The sequence below is a fragment of the Micromonospora aridisoli genome (genome assembly GCF_056150025.1).
Window position 1 is genome coordinate 82710 of the sequence record NZ_JAXCFK010000008.1, and the last position, 24523, is coordinate 107232.

The following is a 24523-nucleotide window of genomic DNA, read 5'->3' on the forward strand; positions in this document are numbered from 1 at the left end:
AGCCCGAGAGCCGCGCGCGTGGCCAAGGGTTGTTACTGGTCGGTAATGCTATCGAAACAGTTGGATAAAGTGAATAGCCGTTAAGGAACGTCCGTCGAGGCCGAGGTGTTAAGAAGGGCCCCCTGCTATACGCCAGGCGTTAACAGGGGGCCCTTCCTTGCACCGTCAGCGGGCTGCCAGGGGGCGGCTGGCCGGGTGGACCGGGGCCGGCAGGGTGCCGGCGCCGTCCAGGTACGTGTGGATCGCCGCGGCGGCGGCCCGGCCCTCGGCGATCGCCCAGACGATCAGCGAGGCGCCCCGGTGCATGTCACCGGCGACGAAGACGCCGTCGGCGTCGGTCTGCCAGTCCGCCCGGGAGTCGACGGCGCCCCGCGCGTTGCGGCTCACCCCGAACTGCGCCAGCAGCGGCTGCTCCTCGGTGCCCTCGAAGCCGATCGCCAGCAGCACCAGGTCGGCGGGGAGTTCCCGCTCGGTGCCCGGCACCACGGTGACGATGCGCCGGCCGTCGTGCTTCTCCACGGTCACCTCGGCGATCCGCACCGCCCGCACCGCCCCGGTGCCGTCGTCGACGAACTCCTGCACCGCCACCGCGAAGACCCGCTCGCCGCCCTCCTCGTGGGCCGGGTACTCCCGCAGGATCCACGGCCAGGTCGGCCACGGGTCGCGGTCCTCGTCGCGGGTTCGCGGTGGCTGCGGGTACAGGTCGAGCTGGTGCACGCCGGCCGCGCCCTGCCGATGGGCCACGCCGAGGCAGTCGGCCGCCGTGTCGCCACCGCCGATGATGACCACGTGCTTGCCGGCCGCGTCGATCGGCGTACCGTCCGCAAGGGTGGCCAGCGCGGGCCGTCCCTGGCCGGCCGCCGCGACCACCCGGTTGGCGGCCACCAGATGCGCCATCGCCTGGTGTACGCCGCGCAGTTGCCGGCCGGGGGTGTCGGTGTCCCGGCCCTGCAACGCGCCGCAGGCCAGCAGCACCGCGTCGTGTTGGGCGCGCAGCTGTTCGGCGGTGATGTCGACGCCGACGTCGACCCCGGTGCGGAACACGACCCCCTCGGCACGCAGCTGCGCCAGCCGGGTGTCGATGTGCCGCTTCTCCAGCTTGAAGTCGGGGATGCCGTACCGCAGCAGCCCGCCGATCGCGTCGTCGCGCTCGTACACGGTGACGGCGTGACCGGCCCGGGCCAGCTGCTGGGCGGCGGCGAGTCCGGCCGGCCCGGAGCCGACCACGGCGACCGACCGGCCGGACGGCACGGACGCCGGGCGCGGTGTCAGCCCTCGACCCGCGGCCGCGTCGGCGATCTCCACCTCGACCTGCTTGATGGTCACCGGCTGCTGGCCGCCGAGGCCGAGCACGCACGCGGCCTCACAGGGCGCCGGGCAGAGCCGACCGGTGAACTCGGGGAAGTTGTTGGTGGCGTGCAGCGAATCCACCGCGGCGTCCCAGTTGCCGGTGCGGACCAGGTCGTTCCAGTCCGGGATGCGGTTGCCCAGCGGGCAGCCGTCGTGGCAGAACGGGATGCCGCAGTCCATGCAGCGGGTGGCCTGCTCGCGGATCAGTTCCGCGCCGGCCGGCGGGTAGACCTCCCGCCAGTCGCTGATGCGCACCGGCACCGGCCGGCGGGCCGGCAGCCGCCGGCCGTAGCGCAGGAAACCGTTCGGGTCAGGCACGAGCCACCTCCTGGGCGACCACCCGCGGGGCGGGCGGGGCCGGCGCGGCCGAGCCGGCGGCCGGCTGCGCCGGTGCCGCCAGTGCGCTCATCACCGCGTCGTCGACGTCCTGGCCGGCGGCTTCGGCGGCCTGCATGATCTCCATCACCCGGCGGTAGTCCCGGGGCACCACGGCGGTGAACTCCTCCACCGCCTCCGGCCAACGCTTGAGCAGCTGCTCGGCGATCGCCGAGTCGGTCTCGGCGAAGTGCCGCTGCACCAGCTCATGCAGCCGGCCCCGCTCCGACTCGCTCGGCGCGGACAGGTCGACCAGCTCGGTGTTGACCCGGCGTCGGTCGAGGTTCCAGACGAAGGCCGTCCCGCCGGACATGCCGGCGGCGAAGTTGCGGCCGGTCGGACCCAGCACCACCACGGTGCCGCCGGTCATGTACTCGCAGCCGTGATCGCCGACGCCCTCGACGACCGCCACCGCGCCCGAGTTGCGGACCGCGAACCGCTCCCCCACCCGGCCCCGGAGGAAGACCTCACCGTCGGTGGCCCCGTACAGGATGGTGTTGCCGGCGATGATCTGGTCCTCAGCCCGGTGGCCCGCGTCGGCGTCGGCGGCCACGAACGGCGCCGCCGCGTCCGGTCGGACGATCAGCCGGCCCCCGGAGAGTCCCTTGCCGACGTAGTCGTTGGCGTCGCCGTGCAGGCGCAGGGTGACCCCGCGCGGCAGGAACGCGCCGAAGGACTGCCCGGCGGTGCCGCGCAGGGTGAACTCGATGGTGTCGGCGGGCAGTCCTGCGCCGCCGTGGCGACGGGTGACCGCACCGCCGAGCATCGCGCCGACGCTGCGGTGCTCGTTGCGGATCGCCACCTCGGCCCGCACCAGCGGGACCGACCCGTCGGACCCGGCGGTGCGCAGCGCCGGCTCGGCGAGCGCGATGAGCTCGTTGTCCAGTGCCAGCTCCAGGCCGTGGTCCTGGGCGCGTACGCCGCGCCGGGCCGCCCCCTCGGGCAGCTCGGGCAGGTGCAGCACCCGACCGAGGTCGAGCCCGCCCGCCTTCCAGTGCTCGACCGCCGGTGCGACGTCGAGCAGCTCGGTACGCCCGATCGCCTCGTCGATGCTGCGCAGGCCCAGCTCGGCCAGGTAGCCGCGGATCTCCTCGGCGAGGAAGAGGAAGAAGTTCTCCACGAACTCCGGCTTGCCGGTGTAGCGCTCGCGCAGCACCGGGTTCTGGGTGGCGATGCCCACCGGACAGGTGTCCAGGTGACAGACGCGCATCATGACGCAGCCCGACACGATCAGCGGGGCGGTGGCGAAACCGAACTCCTCCGCGCCGAGCAGCGCGGCGACGACCACGTCCCGGCCGGTCTTGAGCTGACCGTCGACCTGCACGGTGACCCGGTCACGCAGCTTGTTGAGCAGCAGCGTCTGCTGCGCCTCGGCCAGACCCAGCTCCCACGGCGTGCCGGCGTGCTTGAGCGAGTTCAGCGGGGAGGCGCCGGTGCCGCCGTCATGCCCGGAGATCAGGATGACGTCCGCCTTGAGCTTGGCCACCCCGGCCGCGACGGTGCCGACACCGACCTCGCTGACCAGCTTCACGTGCACCCGGGCGGCCGGGTTGACGCACTTGAGGTCGTGCACCAGCTGGGCGAGGTCCTCGATGGAGTAGATGTCGTGGTGCGGCGGCGGCGAGATCAGGCCGACGCCCGGGGTGGCGTGCCGGGTACGGGCGATCCACGGCCAGACCTTGTTCCCGGGCAGCTGCCCACCCTCGCCGGGCTTGGCTCCCTGCGCCATCTTGATCTGGAGGTCGTCGGCGTTGACCAGGTACTCGCTGGTGACGCCGAACCGGCCGCTGGCGATCTGCTTGACCGCGGAGCGGCGGGCCGGGTCGTGCAGCCGCTCGACGTCCTCGCCGCCCTCGCCGGTGTTGGACTTGCCGCCGAGCCGGTTCATCGCGATCGCCAGCGTCTCGTGCGACTCGGCCGAGATCGACCCGTACGACATGGCGCCGGTGGCGAACCGCTTGACGATCTCGCTGGCCGGCTCCACCTCCTCGATCGGCACCGGCGGCAGCACGCCCTCGCGCAGCCGGAACAGCCCTCGCAGCGAACCCGCCCGCGCGGCCAGTTCGTCCACCTTGGCGGTGTACTCCCGGAACACGTCGTACTGGCGGCTGCGGGTGGCGTGCTGGAGCAGGAAGACCGTCTCCGGGTTGAACAGGTGCAGCTCACCCTCGCGGCGCCACTGGTACTCGCCGCCGACCGGCAGCAGGTCGACCGCCTCGGCGCCGGGCGCCGGCCAGGCCAGCGCGTGCCGGGCCGCCACCTCGGCGTGGATGCCGTCGAGGCCCACGCCGCTGATGGTGCTCGGCGTACCCCGGAAGTAGCGCTCGACCAGCCGGGTGTCCAGCCCGACCGCCTCGAAGACCTGCGCGCCGCAGTACGACGACACCGTCGAGATGCCCATCTTCGACATGATCTTCAGCACGCCCTTGCCGAGCGCCTTGACGTAGTTGCGGATCGCGGCCCTCGGCTCGACGCCGACCAGCGCCTCCGTGGAGATCATGTCCTCGACCGACTCGAAGGCGAGGTACGGGTTGACCGCGGCGGCGCCGTAGCCGATCAGCACGGCCGCGTGGTGCACCTCGCGGCAGTCGCCCGACTCGACGATCAACGCGACCTGGGTCCGGGTCTGCTCGCGGACCAGGTGCTGGTGCACCGCCGCGGTGAGCAGCAGCGACGGGATCGGGGCGAGGTCGGCGTTGGAGTCCCGGTCGGAGAGCACCAGGATCCGTACGCCGTCCTCGATCGCCTCGGAGACGTGCCGGCAGATCTCGGTCAGCCGCGCCTTGATCCCGGCGCCGCCGTCGCGGATGCGGTACAGCCCGGAGACCCGCACCGCCTTGAACCCGGGCAGGTCACCGTCCTCGTCGATGCAGAGGATCTTCGCCAGCTCGTCGTTGTCGATCACCGGATAGGGCAGCACGATCTGCCGGCAGCTCGCCGGGCCGGGATCGAGCAGGTTGCCCTCCGGGCCGATGGTCGAGGCCAGGCTGGTCACCAGCTCCTCCCGGATGGCGTCCAGCGGAGGGTTGGTGACCTGGGCGAACAGCTGATGGAAGTAGTCGTAGAGCAGCCGTGGCCGGGTGGACAGCGGCGAGATCGGGGTGTCGGTGCCCATCGAGCCGATCGGTTCGGCGCCGGTACGCGCCATCGGCGCGAGCAGGATCTTCAGCTCCTCCTCGGTGTAGCCGAAGGTGAGCTGGCGGCGGCGTACCGAATCGTGGGTGTAGACGACGTGCTCGCGGGCGGGCAGGTCGTCCAGCTCGATCAGCCCCGCGTGCAGCCAGTCGGCGTACGGCTCGGCGGCGGCCAGCTCGGTCTTGATCTCGTCGTCGTGCACGATCCGGCCGGCGACGGTGTCGACCAGGAACATCTTCCCCGGCTGGAGCCGGCCCTTGGCCACCACGGCGGCCGGGTCGAGGTCGAGCACGCCCGCCTCGCTGCCCAGCACCACCAGGCCGTCGGCGGTCTGCCACCAGCGGCCCGGCCGCAGGCCGTTGCGGTCGAGCACCGCGCCGACGATCTCGCCGTCGGTGAAGGCGACCGAGGCGGGACCGTCCCACGGCTCCATCAGGCTGGCGTGGAACCGGTAGAAGGCGCGCTTGTCGGCGCGCATGTCCGGGTCGTTCTCCCACGCCTCCGGGATCATCATCAGCACCACGTGCGGCAGACTGCGCCCGGCCAGGTGCAGCAGTTCGAGGACCTCGTCGAAGTTGGCCGAGTCGGACGCGGCCGGGGTGCAGACCGGGAAGACCCGCCGGATGTTGCCGGGCAGGTCCGGGGTGCGCAGCAGGGCCTCCCGGGCCTGCATCCAGTTCCGGTTGCCCCGGATGGTGTTGATCTCACCGTTGTGGGCGATGAAACGGTACGGGTGCGCCAGCGGCCAGGACGGGAAGGTGTTGGTGGAGAACCGGGAGTGCACCAGGGCGATGGCGCTCTCCACCCGCTCGTCGGTCAGGTCCGGGTAGAACGCGGGCAACTGGTCCGGGGTGAGCATGCCCTTGTAGACCATGGTCCGGCCGGACAGCGACGGGAAGTAGGCCGGCACGCCGCGCTCGGCGGACTCACGCTCGGCCTGCTTGCGTACGCAGAAGGCGACCCGCTCCAGCTCGATGCCGCGCAGCGGGGAACCGGCCGCGCCGACGGGGGTGTCAGTGAGCCGCCGCGCGGCGAGGAAGAGCTGACGGACGCGGGGCATGGCCGCCAGGGCCGTCTCGCCGAGGTCGCTCGGGTCGACCGGGACGTCCCGCCAGCCGAGCACCTCGGCCCCCTCGACCAGGGCGTACTTCTCGACCACCTGCCGGGCACGGGCCTCGGCGGCGTCGTCGTCGGGCAGGAAGACCAGGCCGGTGGCGTACTCGCCGGCCGGCGGCAGTGGGAACTCGACCACCGCGCGCAGGAACGCGTCCGGCACCTGGATCATGATGCCGGCGCCGTCACCGGTGTTCGGTTCGGCGCCCCGGGCACCCCGGTGGTCCAGCCGGCACAGCGCGCCGAGACCGTTGGCGACCACCGTGTGCGAACGTCGGCCGTGCAGGTCCGCCACGAAGGCCACGCCGCACGCGTCGTGCTCGAACGCGGGATCGTAGAGGCCGGTAGGGGACGCTACCTGGCCTTCTCGTGGCGCCGGCTGGGGGCGGTGTGGGTACGCAAGGGCCACCGGGCCTCCTGTCGTCGCTCAGGCATGAACATGGTCGGGACGACGTCGGCCCTGTATCGGACTATTGAGTCTACGTTAGGGCCCGGCACGCAAGGCCAGTGCAGATTGATCACACCGTCCAGAATCTGGGACATGTAGTCTCGCGCCGTGGATTCCGAGCGTACCGACCTCCTTGACCGGTTGGAACGGTTCTACGACGCGGTGCCCCGGGACGCGGCCCGTGTGGAAGATCACGGCGCTTTGGTGCTTTTCGTGCGGGAAGGACCCGGATGGCCGTTCTACGCGCGACCGCGGCCGGCCGCCGGGCGATCGCCGTCGCTGGCCGACCTGACGGCGGTCCGCGCCCGGCAGCGGGAGTTGGGCCTGCCCGAGGCACTGGAGTGGGTGCACGACCTCGACCCGGAACTGCTCCCGGTGGCCCGCTCCGCCGGCCTGGCCGTGCTCGAAGCGCCGTTGATGGTGCTCGACCCGGCCGCCCTGCCCGACCCGGCGACCCTGCTGCACCCGGATTCCGCCGACGGCGTGTCGGTACGGTTGCTCGACCCGGCGGACGAGGACCTGGGCGAGGCGGTGGCCGCCCGGCGGGCGGTGGCGGCGGTCGGATTCGCCGCTCCCGGCACCGCGCGGGGTGTAGCGGGAGCGGCCGAGCGTGACGCGGCCATGGTCGGGTTGGACGCGGCGGCGGTCGACGAGGAGCGCACCCGCATCGCCGACGGCAGCCGCCTCTCGGCACTGGCCGGCACCCCCACCGAAGGCCCGCTGGCCAGCGGGATGGCCATGCGGGTCGGCGACGTCGCCGAGATCGCCGGGGTGGCCACCCTGCCCAGCGCCCGCCGCCGTGGCCTGGCCGCTGCGGTCACCGCCACCCTGGCCCACGCCCTGCTCGCCGACGGAACCGACCTGATCTTCCTCTCCGCCGGGAGCGAGGAGATCGCCCGGGTCTACCTGCGCGCCGGTTTCCACCGCGTCGGCACCGCCTGCGTGGCCGAACCCGCGGCCGTCACCACCTGAACGGCTCCGAGAAGGGTCGCCGTCACCGCCCGACACCGGTCGGATCGATCAAGAAGTTCTGGTCGGACTCCGCGCTTCTGGAGACCAGACCTTCTTGATCAACCGAGACGGGGTGGTCAGGCCGGTGGCCGCCACTGAGCGGCGATCGAGGCGGCGCTGCCGAGCAGGCGAGGCGTGATGGTGCCCAGGGCGGCGTCGCGGGCGCGCAGGGCCAGGCGGCCCCGGGTGCGCAGCACGGCGGACATCCGGCGGGTCTGCCGGACCACGGCCGCCACGCGGGGACGCCGCACCCGGTCGTACGCCACCACCGCGTCGGGCAGGGTCGACTCGCGCAGCAGCGCGGCGAGCGTCGCGGCGTCCTCGAAGGCGAGACAGGCGCCCTGCCCGAGGTGCGGCGGCATGGCGTGGGCCGCGTCGCCGAGCAGCACCACGCCGCCCGGTCCGGCCGGGAAGCCGTACGCCCGGGGCAGCGGACGCAGTTCCCGGATCTCCTGCTGCACCAGGTCGGCCGGATCGGTCGCGGCCAGCAGGTCGTCGACCGGCGCGGGCCACCCGGCGTACCAGCGGCGCAGCAGCGCCAGTTGCGTCTCCGGCGGCTCGGGTCGCGGGGCACCCGCCGCGGTGGCCATCCAGTAGACGCCGCCCCGGCTGGAGGCGCCGGAGGAGCCGCGATCGCCCAGCGAGGCGGCGACGAACCGGTAACCGGCACCGAGGATCTCGCCGCCGAACGAATCGGGCAGGCTCGGCGCCCGGTACCAGGGGATCACCGCCCGCCAGGCGGCGCAGCCGGAGCTGACCACGCCCGAGGAGGGGGCGAGTTGGCGACGGATCACGCTGTCGGCGCCGTCGGCCGCGATGACCAGGTCCGCCTCGTACGTGTGCCGGCCGTCGCCGACTGCGGGCCGTTGGCCGGCCGTGGCGCGCACCGTCCGTACGGTGACCCCGGTGCGCAGTTCGACCCGCTCGCCCAGGCCCGCGATCAGCGCGTCGTGCAGGTCCTCGCGGTGCACCACCACCGGCAGTCGCTCGGCGGGCGTCGGCCGGGGCGGCACCAGCCAGTGCCCGTCCGGGCGGCGTACGCCCCCGTCGGGCAGCGTGGTGGCGATCGCGTCCAGGCCGGCGCCGAGATCCAGGGCGCGTAGCGCGCGGACCCCGTTGGGCCAGAGCACCACGGCGGCCGGCTCGGGACGGATCCGGTCGGCCCGCTCCAGGAGGGTGACCTGCCAGCCCGAGCGGGCGAGCGCACCGGAGACCGCCAGGCCGCCGAGCCCGCCGCCGACCACCACCGCGGTCCGCATGCGCCCCCTCGCCCTCAGCTGTCGCGGTCGGCGGGGCGTGCCGAGGTGGAGCCGGCCGCCTCACCGTCGGCGGGGTCGCCCTCCGGCCGGTCCGCGTCGGTCCCGGACGACACGTCCGGGTCAGCGGCGGTCGCGGGGCCGTCGGCGCCCGCCGGATCGGACGGTGTCTCGCCGGTCTCCCGCCAGTGCCGGAACTGCTCCTCACTGACCACGCGGTAGCCCTCCGGCGCGGCCGGCTCGGTGGTGGTCCCCTTCGCCGACAGGTCGACCTGCGAGACGTCGGAAGCGGCCGGCGGGACGGTGGCGACGGCCGGCAGGCCGATCGGGATCAGGTACTCCCGTGGACCGCGTACCCGCAGGAAGTAGACGAGCGCGCCGAGGAAGACCAGCGCCGCGGTCCAGACGTTGAGCCGTACGCCGAGGATGGTGTTGGCCTCGTCGGTACGCATCAGCTCGATCCAGAACCGGCCGGCGGTGTACCCCATCACGTAGAGGGCGAAGGCCCGGCCACGGCCGAGCCGCAGCTTACGGTCGAGGAGGTACACCATCGCGGCCACGCCGACGTTCCACAGCAACTCGTACGCGAAGGTGGGGTGGTAGAGCCCTTCCTCCAGGATCGGCTGGCCAGCCTCGTCGCGCAGCGCCTGGCCGCCGTCCATCCGGTGGATCTCCAGCCCCCAGGGCAGGTCCGTCCGACCGCCGTACAGCTCGTTGTTGAACCAGTTGCCCAGCCGGCCGATCGCCTGAGCCAGCGGCAGACCGGGGGCCAGCGCGTCGGCGACCACCGTCAACGGGATGCCCAGTTGCCGGGCGGCGATCCAGGCGCCGATCGCGCCACCGGCGACCGCACCCCAGATGCCCAGCCCACCCTCGTGGATGAAGAACACCTTGATCGGATCCCCGCCGGTGCCGAAGTACGGCGCCGGTGAGGTGATCACGTGGTAGATCCGGGCGCCGATGATGCCCGCCGGCACCGCCCAGATGGCGATGTCGAGCACCGCACCCGGCGCGACCCCACGCTGCCGCATCCGCCGTTCGGTGACCCAGCAGGCCACCACGATGCCGGCGATGATGCACAGCGCGTACGCCCGGATGGGGATCGGGCCGAGCTGCCACACGGCGTTGCTCGGACTCGGGATGGCGGCCAGGAACGTCGGCGAGGCGAGACTCACGGGTGCACACGCTACCGCTGCGGACCCCTCCACCGTCACCCCGGCCCACCGCCCAACCCCCTCAACCATCCCCGCGATCTTGCACTTTCCGTCGCGGCATAAGCGTCATTCAGGGCAGAAACCCGACAGAAAGTGCAAGATCGGCGCGCTGAGCGGCGGGGCGGGGTGTCTAGGGGGTGGGGTTGCGGACGCCCTCGGCGAGTTCGGCGCTGAGGGTGCGCAGGGCGGTCAGGGCTTCCGCCTCGTCGGGGGCGTCGAGCAGGCAGCGGATCAGGGCGCTGCCGACGATCACCGCGTCGGCGTACCCGGCGACCGTGGCGGCCTGCGCCCCGGTGCCCACACCCAGCCCGACACCGACCGGCAGGTCGGTGACCTCCCGCACCCGGGACACCAGCACCGGCGCAGCCTGTGAGGTCTGCGCCCGGGCACCGGTCACGCCCATGATGGCGGTGGCGTAGACGAAGCCCCGGCAGTGCGCGGCCGTCATCGCCAACCGCTCGTCGGTGGAGGAGGGCGCGACCAGGAACGTACGATCCAGCCCGTGCGCGTCGGAGGCGGCCAGCCACTCGCCGGCCTCCTCCGGAATCAGGTCGGGGGTGATCAACCCGGTCCCGCCGGCCGCGGCGAGGTCCCGGGCGAACGCGTCTACCCCGTACCGCTCGATCGGATTCCAGTAGGTCATCGTCACCACCGGGGCCCCGGTGGCGGCCACCGCCTCGATGATGCGCAAGGTGTCCCGGGTACGCACGCCGCCAGCCAGGGCGATGTCGCTGGCGCGCTGGATCACCGGGCCGTCCATCACCGGGTCGGAGTACGGGATCTCCACCTCGATCACGTCGACCCCCGCGGAGACCATCGCCTTCATCGCGGCGATGCTGCCCTCGACAGTGGGAAAGCCGGCCGGCATGCAGCCCACCAGCAACGCCCGGCCGTCCGCCCGGGCCTTGTCGAACGCCACCCCGATCCGGCTGGTCCGCTCGCTCATGGCCTCACTCCTTGTCGAGGATGCCGAAGTACTCGCCGGCGGTGTGCACGTCCTTGTCACCCCGACCGGAGAGGTTGACCACGATGGTGGGCTCCCGGCCCAGCTCGGCGGCGAGCTTCGGCGCGACGGCCAGGGTGCCGGCCAGGGCGTGCGCGCTCTCGATCGCCGGGATGATCCCCTCGGTGCGGCAGAGCAACTCGAACGCGGCCATCGCCTCGTCGTCGGTGACCGGCTGGTACGTGGCCCGACCGGTGTCGTGCAGCCAGGCGTGCTCCGGACCAACGCCCGGGTAGTCCAGGCCGGCGGAGATCGAGTGGGACTCCTGCGTCTGGCCGTCGGCGTCCTGGAGCACGTAGGTGCGGGTACCGTGCAGCACCCCGGCGGAGCCGCCGGTGATGCTGGCCGCGTGCCGGCCGGTGTCCACCCCGTCGCCGCCGGCCTCGAAGCCGTACAGCCGCACCTGCGGGTCGTCGGTGAAGGCGTGGAAGATGCCCAGCGCGTTGGAGCCGCCACCGACACAGGCGGTCACCGCGTCCGGCAGCGCGCCGATCAGGTCGAGACACTGTTCCCGGGCCTCGTCGCCGATGCCCCGGACGAAGTCGCGGACCAGTGCCGGGAAGGGGTGCGGTCCGGCGGCGGTGCCGATCAGGTAGTGGGTCTCGTCGACGTTGGCGACCCAGTCCCGCATCGCCTCGTTCATCGCGTCCTTGAGCGTGCGCGAGCCGTTCGTCACCGGCACCACCGTCGCGCCGAGCATCCGCATCCGGGCCACGTTCAGCGCCTGCCGCTCGGTGTCCACCTGGCCCATGTAGACCACGCACTCCAGGTCGAACAGGGCGGCGGCGGTGGCGGTGGCGACACCGTGCTGACCGGCCCCGGTCTCGGCGATCACCCGCCGCTTGCCCATCCGCTTCGTCAGCAACGCCTGGCCGAGCACGTTGCGCACCTTGTGCGCGCCGGTGTGGTTGAGATCCTCGCGCTTGAGCAGCACCCGGGCACCGGCCCGGGCGGAGAACCGGCGGGCCTCGTAGAGCAGTGACGGCGCACCCGCGTAGTCGCGCAGCAGCCCGGCGAACTCCGCCCGGAACGTGTCGTCGGCCATGGCCGCGCGGTGCGCCGCTGCCAGCTCGTCGAGAGCGGCGACCAGCGCCTCCGGCACGAACCGGCCGCCGAACTGGCCGAAGTGGCCGGCGGCGTCGGGAAACTGCGCCAGCACGTCGGTGTTCGTGGCGTCACCACTCATCGCGGGTCCTCTCGCTCACGGACGGTAACCGGCGCGGATCAGCGCACCGGGCGGGGCGTCGCCGGGTGGTTGCCGGCGTTGACCAGCTCGGCCACCGCCTCGCGGGGACTCTTCTGGGTCACCAGCCCTTCGCCGACGAGGACCGCGTCGGCGCCGGCCGAGGCGTACCTGATCAGGTCGTGCGGACCGCGTACGCCCGACTCGGCGATCTTGACGACGTTGCTCGGCAGGCCGGGCGCGATCCGCTCGAACACCGACCGGTCGACCTGAAGGGTACGCAGGTCACGGGCGTTGACCCCGATCACCTGGGCGCCCGCCTCCATGGCCCGGTCGGCCTCCTCCTCGTCGTGCACCTCGACCAGCGCGGTCATGCCCAGCGACTCGATCCGCTCCAGCAGGCCGACCAGCACGTTCTGCTCCAGCGCGGCGACGATCAGCAGCACCAGGTCGGCACCGTGCGCGCGGGCCTCGTGCACCTGGTAGCTGGAGACCACGAAGTCCTTGCGCAACACCGGGATGTTCACCGCGGCCCGCACGGCGGCGAGGTCGTCCAGCGACCCGCCGAACCAGCGCCCCTCGGTGAGCACGCTGATCGCGCGGGCACCGCCCGCCGCGTACTCGCCGGCCAGGTCCGCCGGGTCGGCGATCTCCGCCAGCTTGCCCTTGGACGGCGAGGCGCGCTTGACCTCGGCGATGACCGCGACGCCGGGCCGACGCAGGGCCGCGTACGCGTCCAGTGGCGGCGGCGCGGCGGCGGCCAGTTCCCGGATCCGCTCCAGCGGAACCTGTTCCTGCCGCCGGGCCACGTCCTCCCGGACGCCGGCCAGGATCTCGTCGAGCACGCTGACGGGCGCCGTCGGAGCGGCCTCGTCCCCCTCCGCGTGCGCATGCTCAGCAGTCACCAACGGACTCCCCTCTCCGGGTGTCATGGGCCGATGCTAGGGGGCCCCACCTGGACCCGACCGCCGGGGGTATGGCGCTCCTCACGAAATGGGCTGGGGCATAATGGCCGACTTGTGCGCACAGCCTGTGACTCTGCGTCACGATATCATCGACGTTCACTAATGCGCAGGGCGGCCGACGCTCTGATCGCCGCCGGAGATCCGGCCACTTCGATGCTGTGACCAAGCTCAAGGACCAAGGACCCTTTGCCTGCTCAGGCCCCCTACCGCAGAGTTGACCGTGCAGTCATCACCACGAAACGCGAGCCGAGCACCATCGGCCTCGGGCAAACTCAATGACGCGCCTGCCCCATCGTCACGACGATCTCTCCCCGGGGTGATCATGAATACCTCCGCGCCGCAGCAGACCATCGGACTCACCACCATCTCGCGCACCGTCGCGTCGCTCGCCGTCGGTGTGGTCCACACGCTGGAGCGGGCCGTCGTCGGACCGGACCGGATGCGGACCGCCCGCGGCAACGCCTGGGAGGCCATCTGCGCCGACCGGGCCCGGGCCGACCAACGGGCCGAGCTGGACCGGCTCGTCGCGGAACTCGCCGCGGCCCGGGCGCGCGCCCGGCAACCGATCGGCTGACCCGGCCGGACCGGCACACCACGTCTGTCCCGGACCGCCCTGGGCGACCGCGGACCCGGATGCGAGCGCGCCGGCCACCCGGCGACACCCGGTCGCCTCAGCGGATCGTCGGGTCCTCGCCCCGGTCCAACGCCTCCCACGCCTCGACCGTGCCGGTGCCACCGATCGGGCCGCCGGTGCCGGCCGGCCGGGCCGGCCGACGCTCGTAGCGGGCACCCATCGCCGGCCAGTGGTGCCCCCGCGACCCGGTCAACGAACCACCGGCGACGACGAGGAGCCCGCCGAGCAGGCACAGCGCCGGCCATGGCCGGGTGACCTGGCCATCGAGATCGGCGGCCAACCCGTAGCCCCCACCGGCCGCCAGAGCCAGCCCCAGCAGGGTCAGCAGCCCACCGAGCAACCGGCGCAGCCGACCCCGGGTGGCCAGCACCGCGCCGCCGCCGGCCAGCCCGACGAGAGCCAACGCCGGCAGCCACGGCAGCAGCTGCCCACCCGTGCGCACCTCGTCCACCCGCAGCATCTCCAAGGGCTGGGCGGTCACACCGACCACCCAGGTGCGGGTCGCCGCCCAGAACGCCAACCCCGCGCCGGCCAGGCAGAGCAGCACGGCGTACGCCAGCTCGCGTCGGGCCGAGCCGGACCGCGCGCCGCCGGTCGGGGGGCCTGCCGGCGCGCTCATCGGGCCGGCCGGAGGGTTTCCGCGGCGGCGATGGCGGCGAGCACCGCGGCGGCCTTGTTCCGGGTCTCCTGGTCCTCCGCGACCGGATCGGAGTCGGCGACCACACCGGCACCGGCCTGTACGTACGCCCGGCCGGCGCGGATCAGTGCGGTCCGGATGGCGATGGCCATGTCGAGATCGCCGGCGAAGCCGAAGTAACCCACCGTGCCGCCGTAGAGCCCCCGCCGGACCGGCTCCAGCTCCTCGATGATCTCCATGGCGCGGACCTTCGGCGCGCCGGAGAGCGTGCCGGCCGGGAAGGTCGCGGCGAGCGCGTCGAAGGCGGTGCGGTCCGCCCGGAGCGTGCCGACCACGGTGGAGACGATGTGCATCACGTGGCTGTACCGCTCGATGGTGGCGAACTCCGGCACCTCGACGGTGCCGGGCCGGCAGACCCGGCCGAGGTCGTTGCGGCCCAGGTCGACCAGCATCACGTGTTCGGCGCGCTCCTTCGGATCGGCGAGCAGTTCGGCGGCGAGCCGGGCGTCGGCCTCCGGGGTCGCGCCGCGCGGGCGGGTACCGGCGATCGGGTGCAGCAACGCCCGCCGCTCACCGTCGACCTCACCGGTCACCTTCAGGTGCGCCTCCGGCGAGGAGCCGACGATGTCGAAGTCGTCGAAGCGCAGCAGGTACATGTAGGGGCTGGGATTGGTGGTGCGCAGCACCCGGTAGACGTCCAACGGGTCGGCGTCGGTCGGCCGTTCGAACCGCTGGGCGAGCACGATCTGGAAGCACTCGCCGGCCCGGATCGCCTCCTTCGCCGCCTCCACCGCCTTCGGGTACCCGCCATCCGGGGTCCGGCTGTGCACCTCGCCGGCCGGCGGGCGGGCGACCGTGGCGACCATCGGCGGAATCGGCCGCGACAGCGCCGTGGTCATCGCGTCCAGCCGGCCCACCGCGTGGTGGTAGGCGGCCGCGACCCGCTCGTCCCGGCCGGGCTCGTCCAGCGGCGGCAGGATCGCGTTGGCGACCAGGATCGCCGAACCGTCGAAATGGTCGAGCACCACCAGGTCGGTGGCGAGCATCATGCCCAGCTCCGGCAGGCGCAGGTCGTCCTCGGTGAGCGTGGGCAGCCGCTCGAAGCGACGGATCAGGTCGTAGCCGAGGTAGCCGACCATGCCGCCGGTCAGCGGCGGCGTTCCGTCACCCGGTGCGCCGGGTGGGCCGGCAAGCGCCGTCACCGTCTCCCGCAGCACCTCGACCGGGTCACCGGTGGTCGGCAGCCCGACCGGGGGCACGCCGAGCCAGGCCGCGCTGCCGTCGCGCTCGACCAGGGTGGCGCTGCTCCGCACCCCGACGAAGGAGTACCGGGCCCAGGCCAGCCCCGACGAGCCCACGCCCTGCTCGGCGGACTCCAGCAGGAAGGTCCCGGGGCCACCGGCGAGCTTGCGGTAGACGCCGACGGGGGTCTCCGCGTCGGCGAGCAGCCGGCGGGTCACCGGCACCACCCGCCACCGTGCGGCCAGTTCGTGGAAGGTGGCCGCGTCCGGACTCACCCGACCGTCGCTCATGCCGGCACTCCGCTTCGCTCCGTGCCGTCATGAGGCACCACCGCGCTGAGCCTGATGATTCGCTCGCTCCGCTCGCTCACGAGGTCACCTCGCCGGTGACGGGGAGTTCGGTGGAGAAGCAGGTGCGTTGCCCGGTGTGGCAGGCGGCGCCGACCTGCTCGACGCTGACCAGCACCGCGTCGCCGTCGCAGTCGAGCGCCACCGAGCGGACGTACTGGTGGTGACCCGAGGTGGCGCCCTTGACCCAGTACTCGCGCCGGCTGCGGGACCAGTAGGTGGCCCGGCCGGTGGTCAGGGTGCGGTGCAGGGCCTCGTCGTCCATCCAGGCCACCATCAGCACCTCACCGCTGTCGTGCTGGCGGACCACGGCGGCCACCAGGCCGTCGGGGGTGCGCCGCAGGCGTCCGGCGATCGCCGGATCGAGCCGCGACGGCCGCCGCGAACCGCCCGGCGGCTCCGGCTGATCGGGGTGGGCGCCGGTCACCGGCGCGTCAGGTACGGGCACAGTGAGCCATTGTCCCGTACGTGGCGCGGGTACCCCAGCGGGCTCCCGGCTGGCGGACGGCACGCGGCCGGTGGGTCGCCCCAACTGGGCCACGTAGCGGTCCAACCGCCCGTCGGTCAGGGCGTCGGCGAGATCAGGTCCGCCCACCCGGGCCACCTCGGCGGCGTACGGACGGATCAGCGGCAGCGTGCCCGTCACCAGGCGGGCCGCCGCCGCCCACAACTGGGCGGTCGCCCCGGGCAGCAGGCCGAGGCAGCGCAGCATGTCCTCGCGGTAGCCGTCGGGCGCCACCGGCAGGTCGAGCGCGGCGGCGAAGGCCGACCGACGGGAGACGACCCGTACCGACGGGTTCGCCAGCCGCAGCACCGACGGGCAGAGCCGGGCCAGGTCGGCTGCGGCCAGCCGGACACCGAGCGGATCGTCGGCGTCCCGGGCCGAGGCCACCTTGCCGAGCGTGGCGATCAGTTCCTCCAGCCGCGGCTCGTCCGCGGGCTGGCAGAGCACCGGCAGGTCGATGCGGTGTCGCCAGTGCGGATCGGCCCAGAGCAGCCGGGCGGGAGCCGTCACCGGCAGACCGAACGCCCAGTCGGCCGGCTCGCCGAGCCGGGTCACCCAGGAACGGATGTCCCGGGCGGCGACCGACACGTGGGTCAATCGGCCGGAATGCTCGGCGAAGTACGCCCGGCGGGCCGCGTACGGGGCACCACCGACCAGCACGTCGACGTCGACGTCGCTGTGGGCGGTGGCGGCCCGCCGAGCGTGGCTGCCGCGCAGCAGGATGCCCACCACGGGACGGTCGGCACTCGCCCGCAACCGCGCGGCCCAGTCGTCGAGAAACCCACTGTCCGGTGACGGAGCGTGATCCACCGCGCCATCGTGCCGTACGTCCGATCAGGGTGCAATGACCGATGACGGACCTGCTGTCCGGTCTGTGGCCCGCTGCCCGTGCTATGGCGTTGCTGCCTCGGAGGCCGTTGCACCCAGGTATCAGCCTATCTCGCCCAGTTCCGCTCGACGGTAGTGGTCGATCTTGAAGTCGAGCACCTTGAGATCCTCCTCCAACTCGGCCATCCGACTCAGCACCCGTACGCGATGCTCCTCGAACAGCGCCCGCCGGGCACCGAGCGTGCCGTCGCCCTGCCGGGCCAGCTCGACGTAGCGGCGCATGTCGCGCACCGGCATCCCGGTGCGACGCAGCCGGGTCAGCAGCAGCAGCCAGTCCACGTCCCGCGACGTGTAGCGACGCCGGCCGGCCGAGTCCCGACCCACCGGGGCCACCAACCCCTCCTGCTCGTACCAGCGCAACGTGTGGGTGGTCAGTCCGACCCGGTGGGCCGCCTCGCTGACGGTGAAGGTCGCCTCCCGCGTACCGATGTCCATCGGTCGAGGGTCCCAGCATCGACCCGTTCGGCGCGACCCCGCGACCACCCTTGCCGTCGCGGCCGTATTTCACCTACTGTTGATTTCAACAGACGATGAATTGGGGAGGTGGGCGATGGCGGACGCGATCGCCGTCCGGGGCCTGGTCGTGGACCGGGGCGGACGGCGGGTGCTGCACGGGATCGACGCGGCGGTGCCGCGCGGCTCGGTCACCGGGCTGCTCGGGCCGAGCGGCAGTGGCAAGACCACGCTGATGCGGGCGGTCGTCGGCGTACAGGTGATCACCGGCGGCACGGTGACGGTGCTCGGGGCGCCGGCCGGCTCAGCGCCGCTGCGCCACCGGGTCGGTTACTTGACCCAGGCGCCGAGCGTCTACGCCGACCTGACGGTGCGGGAGAACGCCCGCTACTTCGCCGCGCTGCACGGCCGCGACCGGGCCGAGGCCGATCGGGCGGTGGCCGACGTCGGGCTGGCGTCGGCCGCGGGCCAACTCGTGGGCACCCTCTCCGGAGGGCAGCGCAGCCGAGCGTCACTGGCCTGCGCGCTGGTCGGCGAGCCCGAACTGATCGTGCTCGACGAGCCCACCGTCGGCCAGGACCCAGTGCTGCGGGCCGACCTCTGGGCCCGCTTCCACGAACTGGCCGCGACCGGGACGACGCTGCTGGTGTCGAGCCACGTGATGGACGAGGCCGCCCGGTGCGACCGGCTGCTGCTCATCCGCGAGGGGCGGCTGATCGCCGACGACACGCCGGACGCGATCCGGGCCCGCGCCGGGGTGGACGACCTCGACGAGGCGTTCCTGCGGCTGATCAGGGCCAGTCAGACCGACCAGGCCGAGGAGTCGTCATGAACCTGCGGATCCTGGCCGCCACCGTCGTGCGCATCCTGCGGCAGTTGCGCCACGACCGGCGGACCGTCGCGCTGCTGGTGGCCGTGCCGACCGTCCTGCTCACCCTGGTCTACTACATGTACGCCGACCAGCCCGCGCCCCCCGGGCAGCCGTCCACCTTCGACCGGATCGCGCTGGTGATGCTCGGCTTCTTCCCCTTCATCATCATGTTCCTGGTGACCAGCATCGCGATGCTGCGGGAGCGGACCACCGGCACGCTGGAACGGCTGCTCACCACCCCGCTGGCCAAGACCGACCTGCTCTTCGGCTACGGCATCGCCTTCGGGCTGGCCGGTGCGGTACAGGCCGCCATCGCCTCGGCCGTCGCGTACTGGGTCTTCGGCCTGGAGACCGCCGGCAGCAGCGCGCTGGTCATCATGATCGCTGCGCTGAACGCGGTGCTCGCCGTCGCGCTCGGGCTGCTGTGCAGTGCCTTCGCCCGCACCGAGTTCCAGGCCGTACAGTTCATGCCGGTCGTGGTCGCGCCGCAACTGCTGCTCTGCGGGCTGTTCGTGCCGCGCGACGAGATGGCCGGCTGGTTGCAGGCGATCAGTGACGTGCTGCCGCTGTCGTACGCCGTCGAGGCCCTGCAGGAGGTCGGCGCACACGCCGAACCGACCGGCACGATGTGGCGCGACGTGGCGATCGTCGCGGGCGCGGCGGTGCTGGCGCTGGTGCTCGCCGCGGCCACCCTGCGCCGGCGCAGCGGCTGACGGCACGGGTGCCGGCCCGGCGGTGGCGCACCGCGCCACCGGGCCGGCACGACAGCGAGGAGCGAGGGAGGGCGATGATACGGCGCAGTGGACGGCGGCCCGGCAATCCCGGCACCCGGGACACGATTCTCGACGCGGCCCGGGCCACCTTCGCCGAACGTGGTTTCGACGCCAGCACCATCCGCGCCATCGCCGCCTCCGCCGGGGTCGACCCGGCCCTGGTGCACCACTACTTCGGCAACAAGGAGCAGCTCTTCCTGGCCGCCATGCGGTTTCCGGTGAACCCCCGGGAACTGCTGCCGAAGGTGCTCGCCGGCGACCGCGACGCCCTCGGCGAGCGGCTGGTACGCATGTTCCTCACGGTGTGGGACTCGCCGGCCGGTGCCGCCGGGGTGGCCCTGCTGCGCTCCGCGGTCAGCAGCGAGTGGACCGCCCGGCTGCTGCGCGAGTTCCTCACCACCCAGGTGCTGCGCCGGGTCCTCGAGCACCTCGACGTGGAACCGGCCGAGCTTCCGTTGCGCGGGTCCCTCGTGGCCAGTCAGCTCATCGGGCTGGCCCTGATGCGCTACGTGATCCGGCTGGAGCCGGTCGCCTCCGCCGCGCCCGAGACCCTGGTCGCCACGGTCGGCCCGACCGTGCACCGCTACCTCACCGGCGAACTGCCCGGTTGACGAGAACCGTCGGGAGAAGCACGGCGGCGGGCCCGGCCGACGACCGACCGTCGGTCAGCCCGGGCAGAACACCGGGTGCAGCAGCCGGGTCAGGTCGGCCTGGTCGGCCAACCGGCGGCCGAACGTCAGCCGGGCGCGGCGCCGGGCGCCGGGCCGCCCGAAGGTCACCAGCATCCCGTACCGGTCGATCCGCTCGACCCGCGGCGCGTGGTCGGCCGGCCCGGCCGTCAGGCCCAACTGACGGCGCAGGTAGTCCGTCATCCGCTGGGCGTGGTGCTCGGCGAGGTGGGTGAGCAGCCCCGCCTCGACCGGGTGCAGCGGGTCCGGCTCGGCCTCCGCGTACGCCTCGGGGTCGATCCGGCGCAGCTCGCCGGCCCGGTTCCAGCGGGCCTCGACCACCTCGAAGCGGAACAGCCGGAAGCGGGTGCCGACGTCGAGCAGGTCGCCGGTGGGTTCCACGGCGGCGAACTCCACCGCGGCGGCGCGAGCCTCGTCGCCGGCCAGTCGCCGCACCCAACCGGAGACCAGGGCCCGGCCGAGTGACGGCGCCCCGGCGGCCGGCGGCAGGTCGAGCACGTCGAGCACCACCGCCGCGTCGCGCTCGTCGTCGGGCGCGAGCGCCGCCGCGAGATCGCTGACCACCGGCACCAGCAACAGCACCCGTCCCTCGGAGTCGGTGGCGTGTCGCACGTGGTGCAGGCCGGGCCGGCAGGCCAGGTGGACGAGGCCGGGCAACCGACCCGCCACCAGGGTCCGGACGATCTCAGCGGGGCTGGGCCGCATGACACGACCTCCTTTGAGGTTAGGCTTACCTAACTCGGAGGGTATGGCATCGGCCCGGCGGCGTCTACCGGGTCTGCTCAAGCCACGAGGCGTAGAGCAGGCCGTAGACCGAATCCGGATCGCCGACCAACTCGTCGTGCGGACCGCGCTGCACGACCCGTCCCCGGTCCACCACGATCACCTCGTCGGCGTTCTGCGCGGTGGAGAGCCGGTGCGCGATGGCCAGGGTGGTCCGGCCCCGGGTCACCGCGTCCAACGTCCGCTGCAACCGCACCTCGGTGGCCGGGTCCACCGCGCTGGTCGCCTCGTCCAGCACCAGCAGATCCGGATCGGCCACGTACGCCCGGGCCAACGCCACCAGCTGACGCTCCCCCACGCTCAACGCCTCGCCACGCTCGCCCACCCCGGTCGCCAGCCCGGCGGGCAGCCCGTCCAGCCAGTCGGCCAGGCCCAGCTCGGTGAAGGCAGCGGTGAGCTGCTCGTCGGTCAGCTCGGGACGGGCGAACCGAACATTCTCCGCGACCGTGGCGTCGAACAGGAAACCGTCCTGCGGCACCATCACCACGCGGGAGCGCAACGAGTCGAACCGTACGTCGGTCAGCGGCACCCCCGACAGCAGCACCGCGCCCTCCGTCGGGTCCATCAGCCGGGTCACCAGCTTGGCGAAGGTGGTCTTGCCGCTACCGGTCTCGCCGACCACCGCCACCCGACTCTTCGCGGCGATCTCCAGGCTGATGTCGTGCAGCACCGTCGGACCACCCGGATAGGCGAAACGCACCCCGGCGAAGCGGATGTCCAGCGGTCCGGTGGGCAGCTCGCGCCCCTGCTGACCCGGGTCCGCCACGTCCGGGGCGACGTCCAGCACGTCCAGCACCCGACGCCAGCCGGCGATCGCGTTCTGCGCCTCGTTGAGCACCTCGGTGGCGATCTGCACCGGCTGGATGAAGAGCGTCACCAGGAACAGGAAGGCGGTGACCTCACCGATGCTCAGCGTCCGGTCCGCGCCGAGGAACACCCCGAGCACCACCACACCCGCCAGCGCCAGCCCGGCCGCCAGCTCGCCGACGGAACTGCCGAGAATGCTGATCCGGATCGCCTTCTGCTGGGCCTGCCGCTGGCCGTCGATCGCCTCGTCCAGCCGCCGGGAGGTGCGCCCCGCGATGCCGTACGCCCGGATCACCGGCGCGCCCACCACGCTCTCCCCGACCGCCGCCAGCAGGGCGCCGGTACGCTGCCGGACCACCCCGTACGCCGCGGCGAGGCGGCGCTGGAGCAGCCGGATCACCAGCACCGCCGGCCCGAAGGCGGCGAAGACCACAAGCGTCAGCTGCCACGAGTACGCCAGCATCACGGCCGTGGTGACCGCCAGCTGCCCCAGGTTGACCAGCAGGATCACGCCGCCCCACTGGAGGAACTGGGTGATCTGGTCGACGTCGCTGGTGACCCGGGAGACCAGCGAACCCCGCCGTTCCGACTGCTGGTGCAGCATCGACAGGTCGTGCACGTGCCGGAAGGCTCGTACCCGCACCCCCGCCAACGCGGTCTCGCTGACCGTGAACAGCCGCCGCATCATCAGGTAGCCGCAGGTTGTGGTCACCACCAGCACCGCCGCGGTGCTCGCCACCACCACGTACAACGCGTCCAGGTTCAGTCCGCCGGTGATACCCCGGTCGATGCCCTGCTGCACGGCGACCGGGACGGCCACCCGACCGACCATGTACACCAGCGCCAGGCCGAGCGTACCGGCGAGCCCGACCCGTAGCTCCGGGGAGAGCGCCAGTCCCCGACGCAGCGTCCGCCACGTCGACTCGGCCCGCTCCGGCGCCTCGCTGACCGTCACCGAGCCCACGCTCACCGGTCCACCTCCAGTCCGGAGGTCATCGGGGTGACCTCGTCGTACGTGCGCTGCCGGTCGTGGTCGACCTCGGCCTGCTCGTAGGCGGTCACCAGATCGGCGTAGCCCGGCACGGTGGCCAGCAGCGTGGCGTGGGTGCCCCGCGCCACCACCCGCCCCTGCTCCAGATAGATGACCTCGTCGGCAAGGGCGATGGTCGCCCGGCGGTAGGCCACCACCAGGATCGACGCGCCCGGGCCGCCGTCGGCCGAGGAGCGCAGCCCGGCCAGGATGGCGGCCTCCACCCGGGGGTCCACCGCGCTGGTCGCGTCGTCGAGCACCAGCAGGCGGGGCCGACCGGCCAGCGCCCGGGCGAGGGTGAGGCGTTGCCGCTGGCCGCCGGAGAGCGAGGTGCCCCGCTCACCGACCATGGTGTCCAGCCCGTCGGGCAGGGCGGCGACGAACCCGTCGGCCTCGGCCAGCCGCAGCGCGGCCCAGACCGCCTCGTCGTCGACACCGGGGCGGTCCAGCGAGACGTTGGCCCGGACGGTGTCGTCGAAGACGAACGGCACCTGGGCGACCAGCGCGGCGGTATCGGCCAGCACGTCCGCGGCCAGCTCGCGGACGTCCACTCCGTCGATGCTGACCGTGCCCGACTGCGGATCGACCAGCCGGACCGCCAGCGCGGCGACGGTGGACTTGCCAGCCCCGGTCGGCCCGACCAGGGCGACGGTCTTTCCGGCCGGCACGGTGAAGGACACCTCGCCCAGCACCTCGGCACCGGGCAGGTGCGCCTCGGCGGGTTCGTAGGCGAACCCGACGTCGGCGAAGGTGAGCGCGGCCGGGGTCGTCACCCGGTCCGGCCGGGTGTCGCCGTACGGCATCTCGCCGGTGGCGTCGAGCACCCGGCGGATCCGGTCCCAGCCGGCGACGCTGCGCGGCAGCTCGGCCAGCACCCAGCCGATGGCCCGCACCGGGAAGGCCAGCACGGTGAAGAGGAAGGCCACGCTGACCAGCTCGGACACCTCGATGGCGCCCTGTCGCAGCCGGTACGCGCCGACCACCAGCACGGCGAGGGTGCCGAGACTGGGCAGCGTCTCCAACATCGGGTCGAAGATGCCCCGCAGTCGGCCGACCGAGATCAGCGCGTCGCGCAACTGGCCGGCCCGGGCGGCGAACCGGGCGGTCTCCTGGGCCTCCCGACCCATCGTCTTGACCACCAGCGCGCCGTCGAAGCTCTCGTGCGCGATGCCGCTGACCTCGGCGCGTAGGCGCTGCGCCCGCGCCTGGCGCGGCGCCATCCGGCGGGAGTACGCCACGTTGAGCGCGAACAGGGCAGGGAAGACGGCCAGCCCGACCAGCGCCAGCGCCCAGTCCACGGCGAACAGTGACGCCACGGCACCGACCAGCATCACCAGCGTGCCCACGGCGAAGGGCAGCGGCGCGATCGGCTGCCAGGCCGCCTCCACGTCGGAGTTGGCGTTGGAGAGCAACGTGCCGGTCGCGTTGCGGTGGTGCCAGGACAGCGGCAGCTCCAGGTAGCGGCGGGTGACCCGGCGACGGTAGGCGGCCTGAAGACGGAACTGCATGTAACCCGCGCCGAGCCGGCGACCGAAGATGCCCACCACCCGCAGCACGCTCAGCCCGAACAGCGCCGCCGCGGCCAGCGCCAACGCGCCGACCGCCACCGACCCGGTCTCGACGGCCGGCACCACCACCTCGCCGACCACCGCGCCGACCACGAAGGCGCTGGCGACCACCATCAGGCCGAACAGCACGCTGCCGGAGACGGCGACCGCGAAGATCCTCGGCTGTTCCCGGATGGCCCGCCCGAGGACGGTCAGCCCGCGAACGAGCACGTCCCGACTAGTCCCACTCGCCACATTCTCCCC

General features: G+C 73.1%; 19 protein-coding genes and 1 pseudogene. 5 read left to right on the plus strand and 15 right to left on the minus strand.

The features are described 5' to 3' along the window. Window positions 1-165: 165 nt before the first annotated feature. Window positions 166-1668, minus strand: a complete 1503-nt coding sequence (locus tag SM447_RS18120) for a glutamate synthase subunit beta (RefSeq protein WP_474574002.1) — start codon at window positions 1666-1668, stop codon at window positions 166-168. Further along, window positions 1661-6382 carry a glutamate synthase large subunit gene (gene gltB, locus SM447_RS18125; RefSeq protein WP_474574003.1) on the minus strand — a complete coding sequence of 1574 codons (4722 nt, stop codon included), beginning with the start codon at window positions 6380-6382 and terminating at the stop codon, window positions 1661-1663. Before gltB ends, SM447_RS18120 begins: the two co-directional genes overlap by 8 nt. A gap of 147 nt (window positions 6383-6529) precedes the next feature. Between gltB and SM447_RS18130 the strand changes: the two genes are divergently transcribed. After that, the gene (locus SM447_RS18130; protein ID WP_474574004.1) at window positions 6530-7393 is read left to right on the plus strand and encodes a GNAT family N-acetyltransferase; all 864 of its coding nucleotides are present in this window, start codon (window positions 6530-6532) and stop codon (window positions 7391-7393) included. Between the two features lie 116 nt (window positions 7394-7509). Here the strand turns inward: SM447_RS18130 and SM447_RS18135 are convergent, their stop codons facing one another. From SM447_RS18135 to trpC, 5 genes are all read right to left on the minus strand, one after another. Next, window positions 7510-8691, minus strand: a complete 1182-nt coding sequence (locus SM447_RS18135; protein ID WP_474574005.1) for an FAD-dependent oxidoreductase — start codon at window positions 8689-8691, stop codon at window positions 7510-7512. Between the two features lie 14 nt (window positions 8692-8705). Continuing rightward, on the minus strand, window positions 8706-9863 hold the full coding sequence (lgt, locus tag SM447_RS18140) for a prolipoprotein diacylglyceryl transferase (protein WP_474574006.1): 1158 nt from the start codon (window positions 9861-9863) through the stop codon (window positions 8706-8708). Between the two features lie 169 nt (window positions 9864-10032). Continuing rightward, a complete protein-coding gene (gene trpA, locus SM447_RS18145; RefSeq protein ID WP_474574007.1) occupies window positions 10033-10848 on the minus strand; it encodes a tryptophan synthase subunit alpha in 816 nt (271 codons plus the stop codon). Between the two features lie 4 nt (window positions 10849-10852). After that, window positions 10853-12091 (minus strand): tryptophan synthase subunit beta, encoded by a 1239-nt coding sequence (gene trpB, locus SM447_RS18150; RefSeq protein WP_474574008.1) that lies wholly within the window; start codon window positions 12089-12091, stop codon window positions 10853-10855. A 38-nt stretch (window positions 12092-12129) separates the two neighbouring features. Further along, window positions 12130-12933, minus strand: a complete 804-nt coding sequence (trpC, locus tag SM447_RS18155; RefSeq protein WP_170863280.1) for an indole-3-glycerol phosphate synthase TrpC — start codon at window positions 12931-12933, stop codon at window positions 12130-12132. Window positions 12934-13375: 442 nt separating this feature from the next. Between trpC and SM447_RS18160 the strand changes: the two genes are divergently transcribed. Further along, window positions 13376-13627 carry a hypothetical protein gene (locus SM447_RS18160; protein WP_474574009.1) on the plus strand — a complete coding sequence of 84 codons (252 nt, stop codon included), beginning with the start codon at window positions 13376-13378 and terminating at the stop codon, window positions 13625-13627. A gap of 97 nt (window positions 13628-13724) precedes the next feature. Here the strand turns inward: SM447_RS18160 and SM447_RS18165 are convergent, their stop codons facing one another. The 5 genes and pseudogenes from SM447_RS18165 to SM447_RS18185 all read right to left on the minus strand — a co-directional run bounded on the left by SM447_RS18165 (window position 13725) and on the right by SM447_RS18185 (window position 17741). Next, the gene (locus SM447_RS18165) at window positions 13725-14306 is read right to left on the minus strand and encodes a Trp biosynthesis-associated membrane protein (protein WP_474574010.1); all 582 of its coding nucleotides are present in this window, start codon (window positions 14304-14306) and stop codon (window positions 13725-13727) included. Next, window positions 14303-15856, minus strand: coding sequence for an anthranilate synthase component I (locus SM447_RS18170; protein WP_474574011.1), 1554 nt, complete (start codon window positions 15854-15856; stop codon window positions 14303-14305). The genes SM447_RS18165 and SM447_RS18170 overlap by 4 nt, the downstream gene beginning before the upstream one ends. Before the next feature lie 76 nt (window positions 15857-15932). Continuing rightward, window positions 15933-16361, minus strand: a complete 429-nt coding sequence (hisI, locus tag SM447_RS18175) for a phosphoribosyl-AMP cyclohydrolase (RefSeq protein ID WP_474574221.1) — start codon at window positions 16359-16361, stop codon at window positions 15933-15935. A 186-nt stretch (window positions 16362-16547) separates the two neighbouring features. Beyond that, a pseudogene (locus SM447_RS18180) lies at window positions 16548-17228 on the minus strand (phosphoribosyl-AMP cyclohydrolase); the annotation flags it as partial. 120 nt (window positions 17229-17348) lie between these two features. Beyond that, window positions 17349-17741, minus strand: coding sequence for a MerR family transcriptional regulator (locus tag SM447_RS18185; RefSeq protein WP_474574012.1), 393 nt, complete (start codon window positions 17739-17741; stop codon window positions 17349-17351). Window positions 17742-17856: 115 nt separating this feature from the next. Between SM447_RS18185 and SM447_RS18190 the strand changes: the two genes are divergently transcribed. The 3 genes from SM447_RS18190 to SM447_RS18200 all read left to right on the plus strand — a co-directional run bounded on the left by SM447_RS18190 (window position 17857) and on the right by SM447_RS18200 (window position 20014). After that, window positions 17857-18591 carry an ABC transporter ATP-binding protein gene (locus tag SM447_RS18190; protein ID WP_474574013.1) on the plus strand — a complete coding sequence of 245 codons (735 nt, stop codon included), beginning with the start codon at window positions 17857-17859 and terminating at the stop codon, window positions 18589-18591. Next, entirely contained in the window at window positions 18588-19343 is a 756-nt protein-coding gene (locus SM447_RS18195) for an ABC transporter permease (protein ID WP_474574014.1), read from the plus strand. Before SM447_RS18190 ends, SM447_RS18195 begins: the two co-directional genes overlap by 4 nt. Window positions 19344-19417: 74 nt before the next feature. After that, window positions 19418-20014: a TetR/AcrR family transcriptional regulator gene (locus tag SM447_RS18200; RefSeq protein ID WP_474574015.1), complete on the plus strand. Its 597-nt coding sequence runs from the start codon at window positions 19418-19420 to the stop codon at window positions 20012-20014. Window positions 20015-20068: 54 nt separating this feature from the next. Here SM447_RS18200 and SM447_RS18205 read toward each other — a convergent pair whose 3' ends face one another. From SM447_RS18205 to SM447_RS18215, 3 genes are all read right to left on the minus strand, one after another. After that, window positions 20069-20797 (minus strand): DUF2470 domain-containing protein, encoded by a 729-nt coding sequence (locus SM447_RS18205; protein ID WP_474574016.1) that lies wholly within the window; start codon window positions 20795-20797, stop codon window positions 20069-20071. 64 nt (window positions 20798-20861) lie between these two features. Beyond that, window positions 20862-22646 carry an ABC transporter ATP-binding protein gene (locus SM447_RS18210; RefSeq protein ID WP_474574222.1) on the minus strand — a complete coding sequence of 595 codons (1785 nt, stop codon included), beginning with the start codon at window positions 22644-22646 and terminating at the stop codon, window positions 20862-20864. A 2-nt stretch (window positions 22647-22648) separates the two neighbouring features. Next, the gene (locus tag SM447_RS18215) at window positions 22649-24514 is read right to left on the minus strand and encodes an ABC transporter ATP-binding protein (RefSeq protein WP_474574017.1); all 1866 of its coding nucleotides are present in this window, start codon (window positions 24512-24514) and stop codon (window positions 22649-22651) included. Window positions 24515-24523 lie beyond the last annotated feature (9 nt).

What these genes read in the sequence shown, in the direction of transcription:
- SM447_RS18135 (WP_474574005.1), bottom strand. Translation starts at nt 8,691, where the DNA reads ATGCGGACCGCGGTGGTGGTCGGCGGCGGGCTCGGCGGCCTGGCGGTC.
- trpA (WP_474574007.1), bottom strand. Translation starts at nt 10,848, where the DNA reads ATGAGCGAGCGGACCAGCCGGATCGGGGTGGCGTTCGACAAGGCCCGG.
- trpB (WP_474574008.1), bottom strand. Translation starts at nt 12,091, where the DNA reads ATGAGTGGTGACGCCACGAACACCGACGTGCTGGCGCAGTTTCCCGAC.
- SM447_RS18160 (WP_474574009.1), top strand. Translation starts at nt 13,376, where the DNA reads ATGAATACCTCCGCGCCGCAGCAGACCATCGGACTCACCACCATCTCG.
- SM447_RS18165 (WP_474574010.1), bottom strand. Translation starts at nt 14,306, where the DNA reads ATGAGCGCGCCGGCAGGCCCCCCGACCGGCGGCGCGCGGTCCGGCTCG.
- SM447_RS18170 (WP_474574011.1), bottom strand. Translation starts at nt 15,856, where the DNA reads ATGAGCGACGGTCGGGTGAGTCCGGACGCGGCCACCTTCCACGAACTG.
- SM447_RS18185 (WP_474574012.1), bottom strand. Translation starts at nt 17,741, where the DNA reads ATGGACATCGGTACGCGGGAGGCGACCTTCACCGTCAGCGAGGCGGCC.
- SM447_RS18190 (WP_474574013.1), top strand. Translation starts at nt 17,857, where the DNA reads ATGGCGGACGCGATCGCCGTCCGGGGCCTGGTCGTGGACCGGGGCGGA.
- SM447_RS18195 (WP_474574014.1), top strand. Translation starts at nt 18,588, where the DNA reads ATGAACCTGCGGATCCTGGCCGCCACCGTCGTGCGCATCCTGCGGCAG.
- SM447_RS18200 (WP_474574015.1), top strand. Translation starts at nt 19,418, where the DNA reads ATGATACGGCGCAGTGGACGGCGGCCCGGCAATCCCGGCACCCGGGAC.
- SM447_RS18205 (WP_474574016.1), bottom strand. Translation starts at nt 20,797, where the DNA reads ATGCGGCCCAGCCCCGCTGAGATCGTCCGGACCCTGGTGGCGGGTCGG.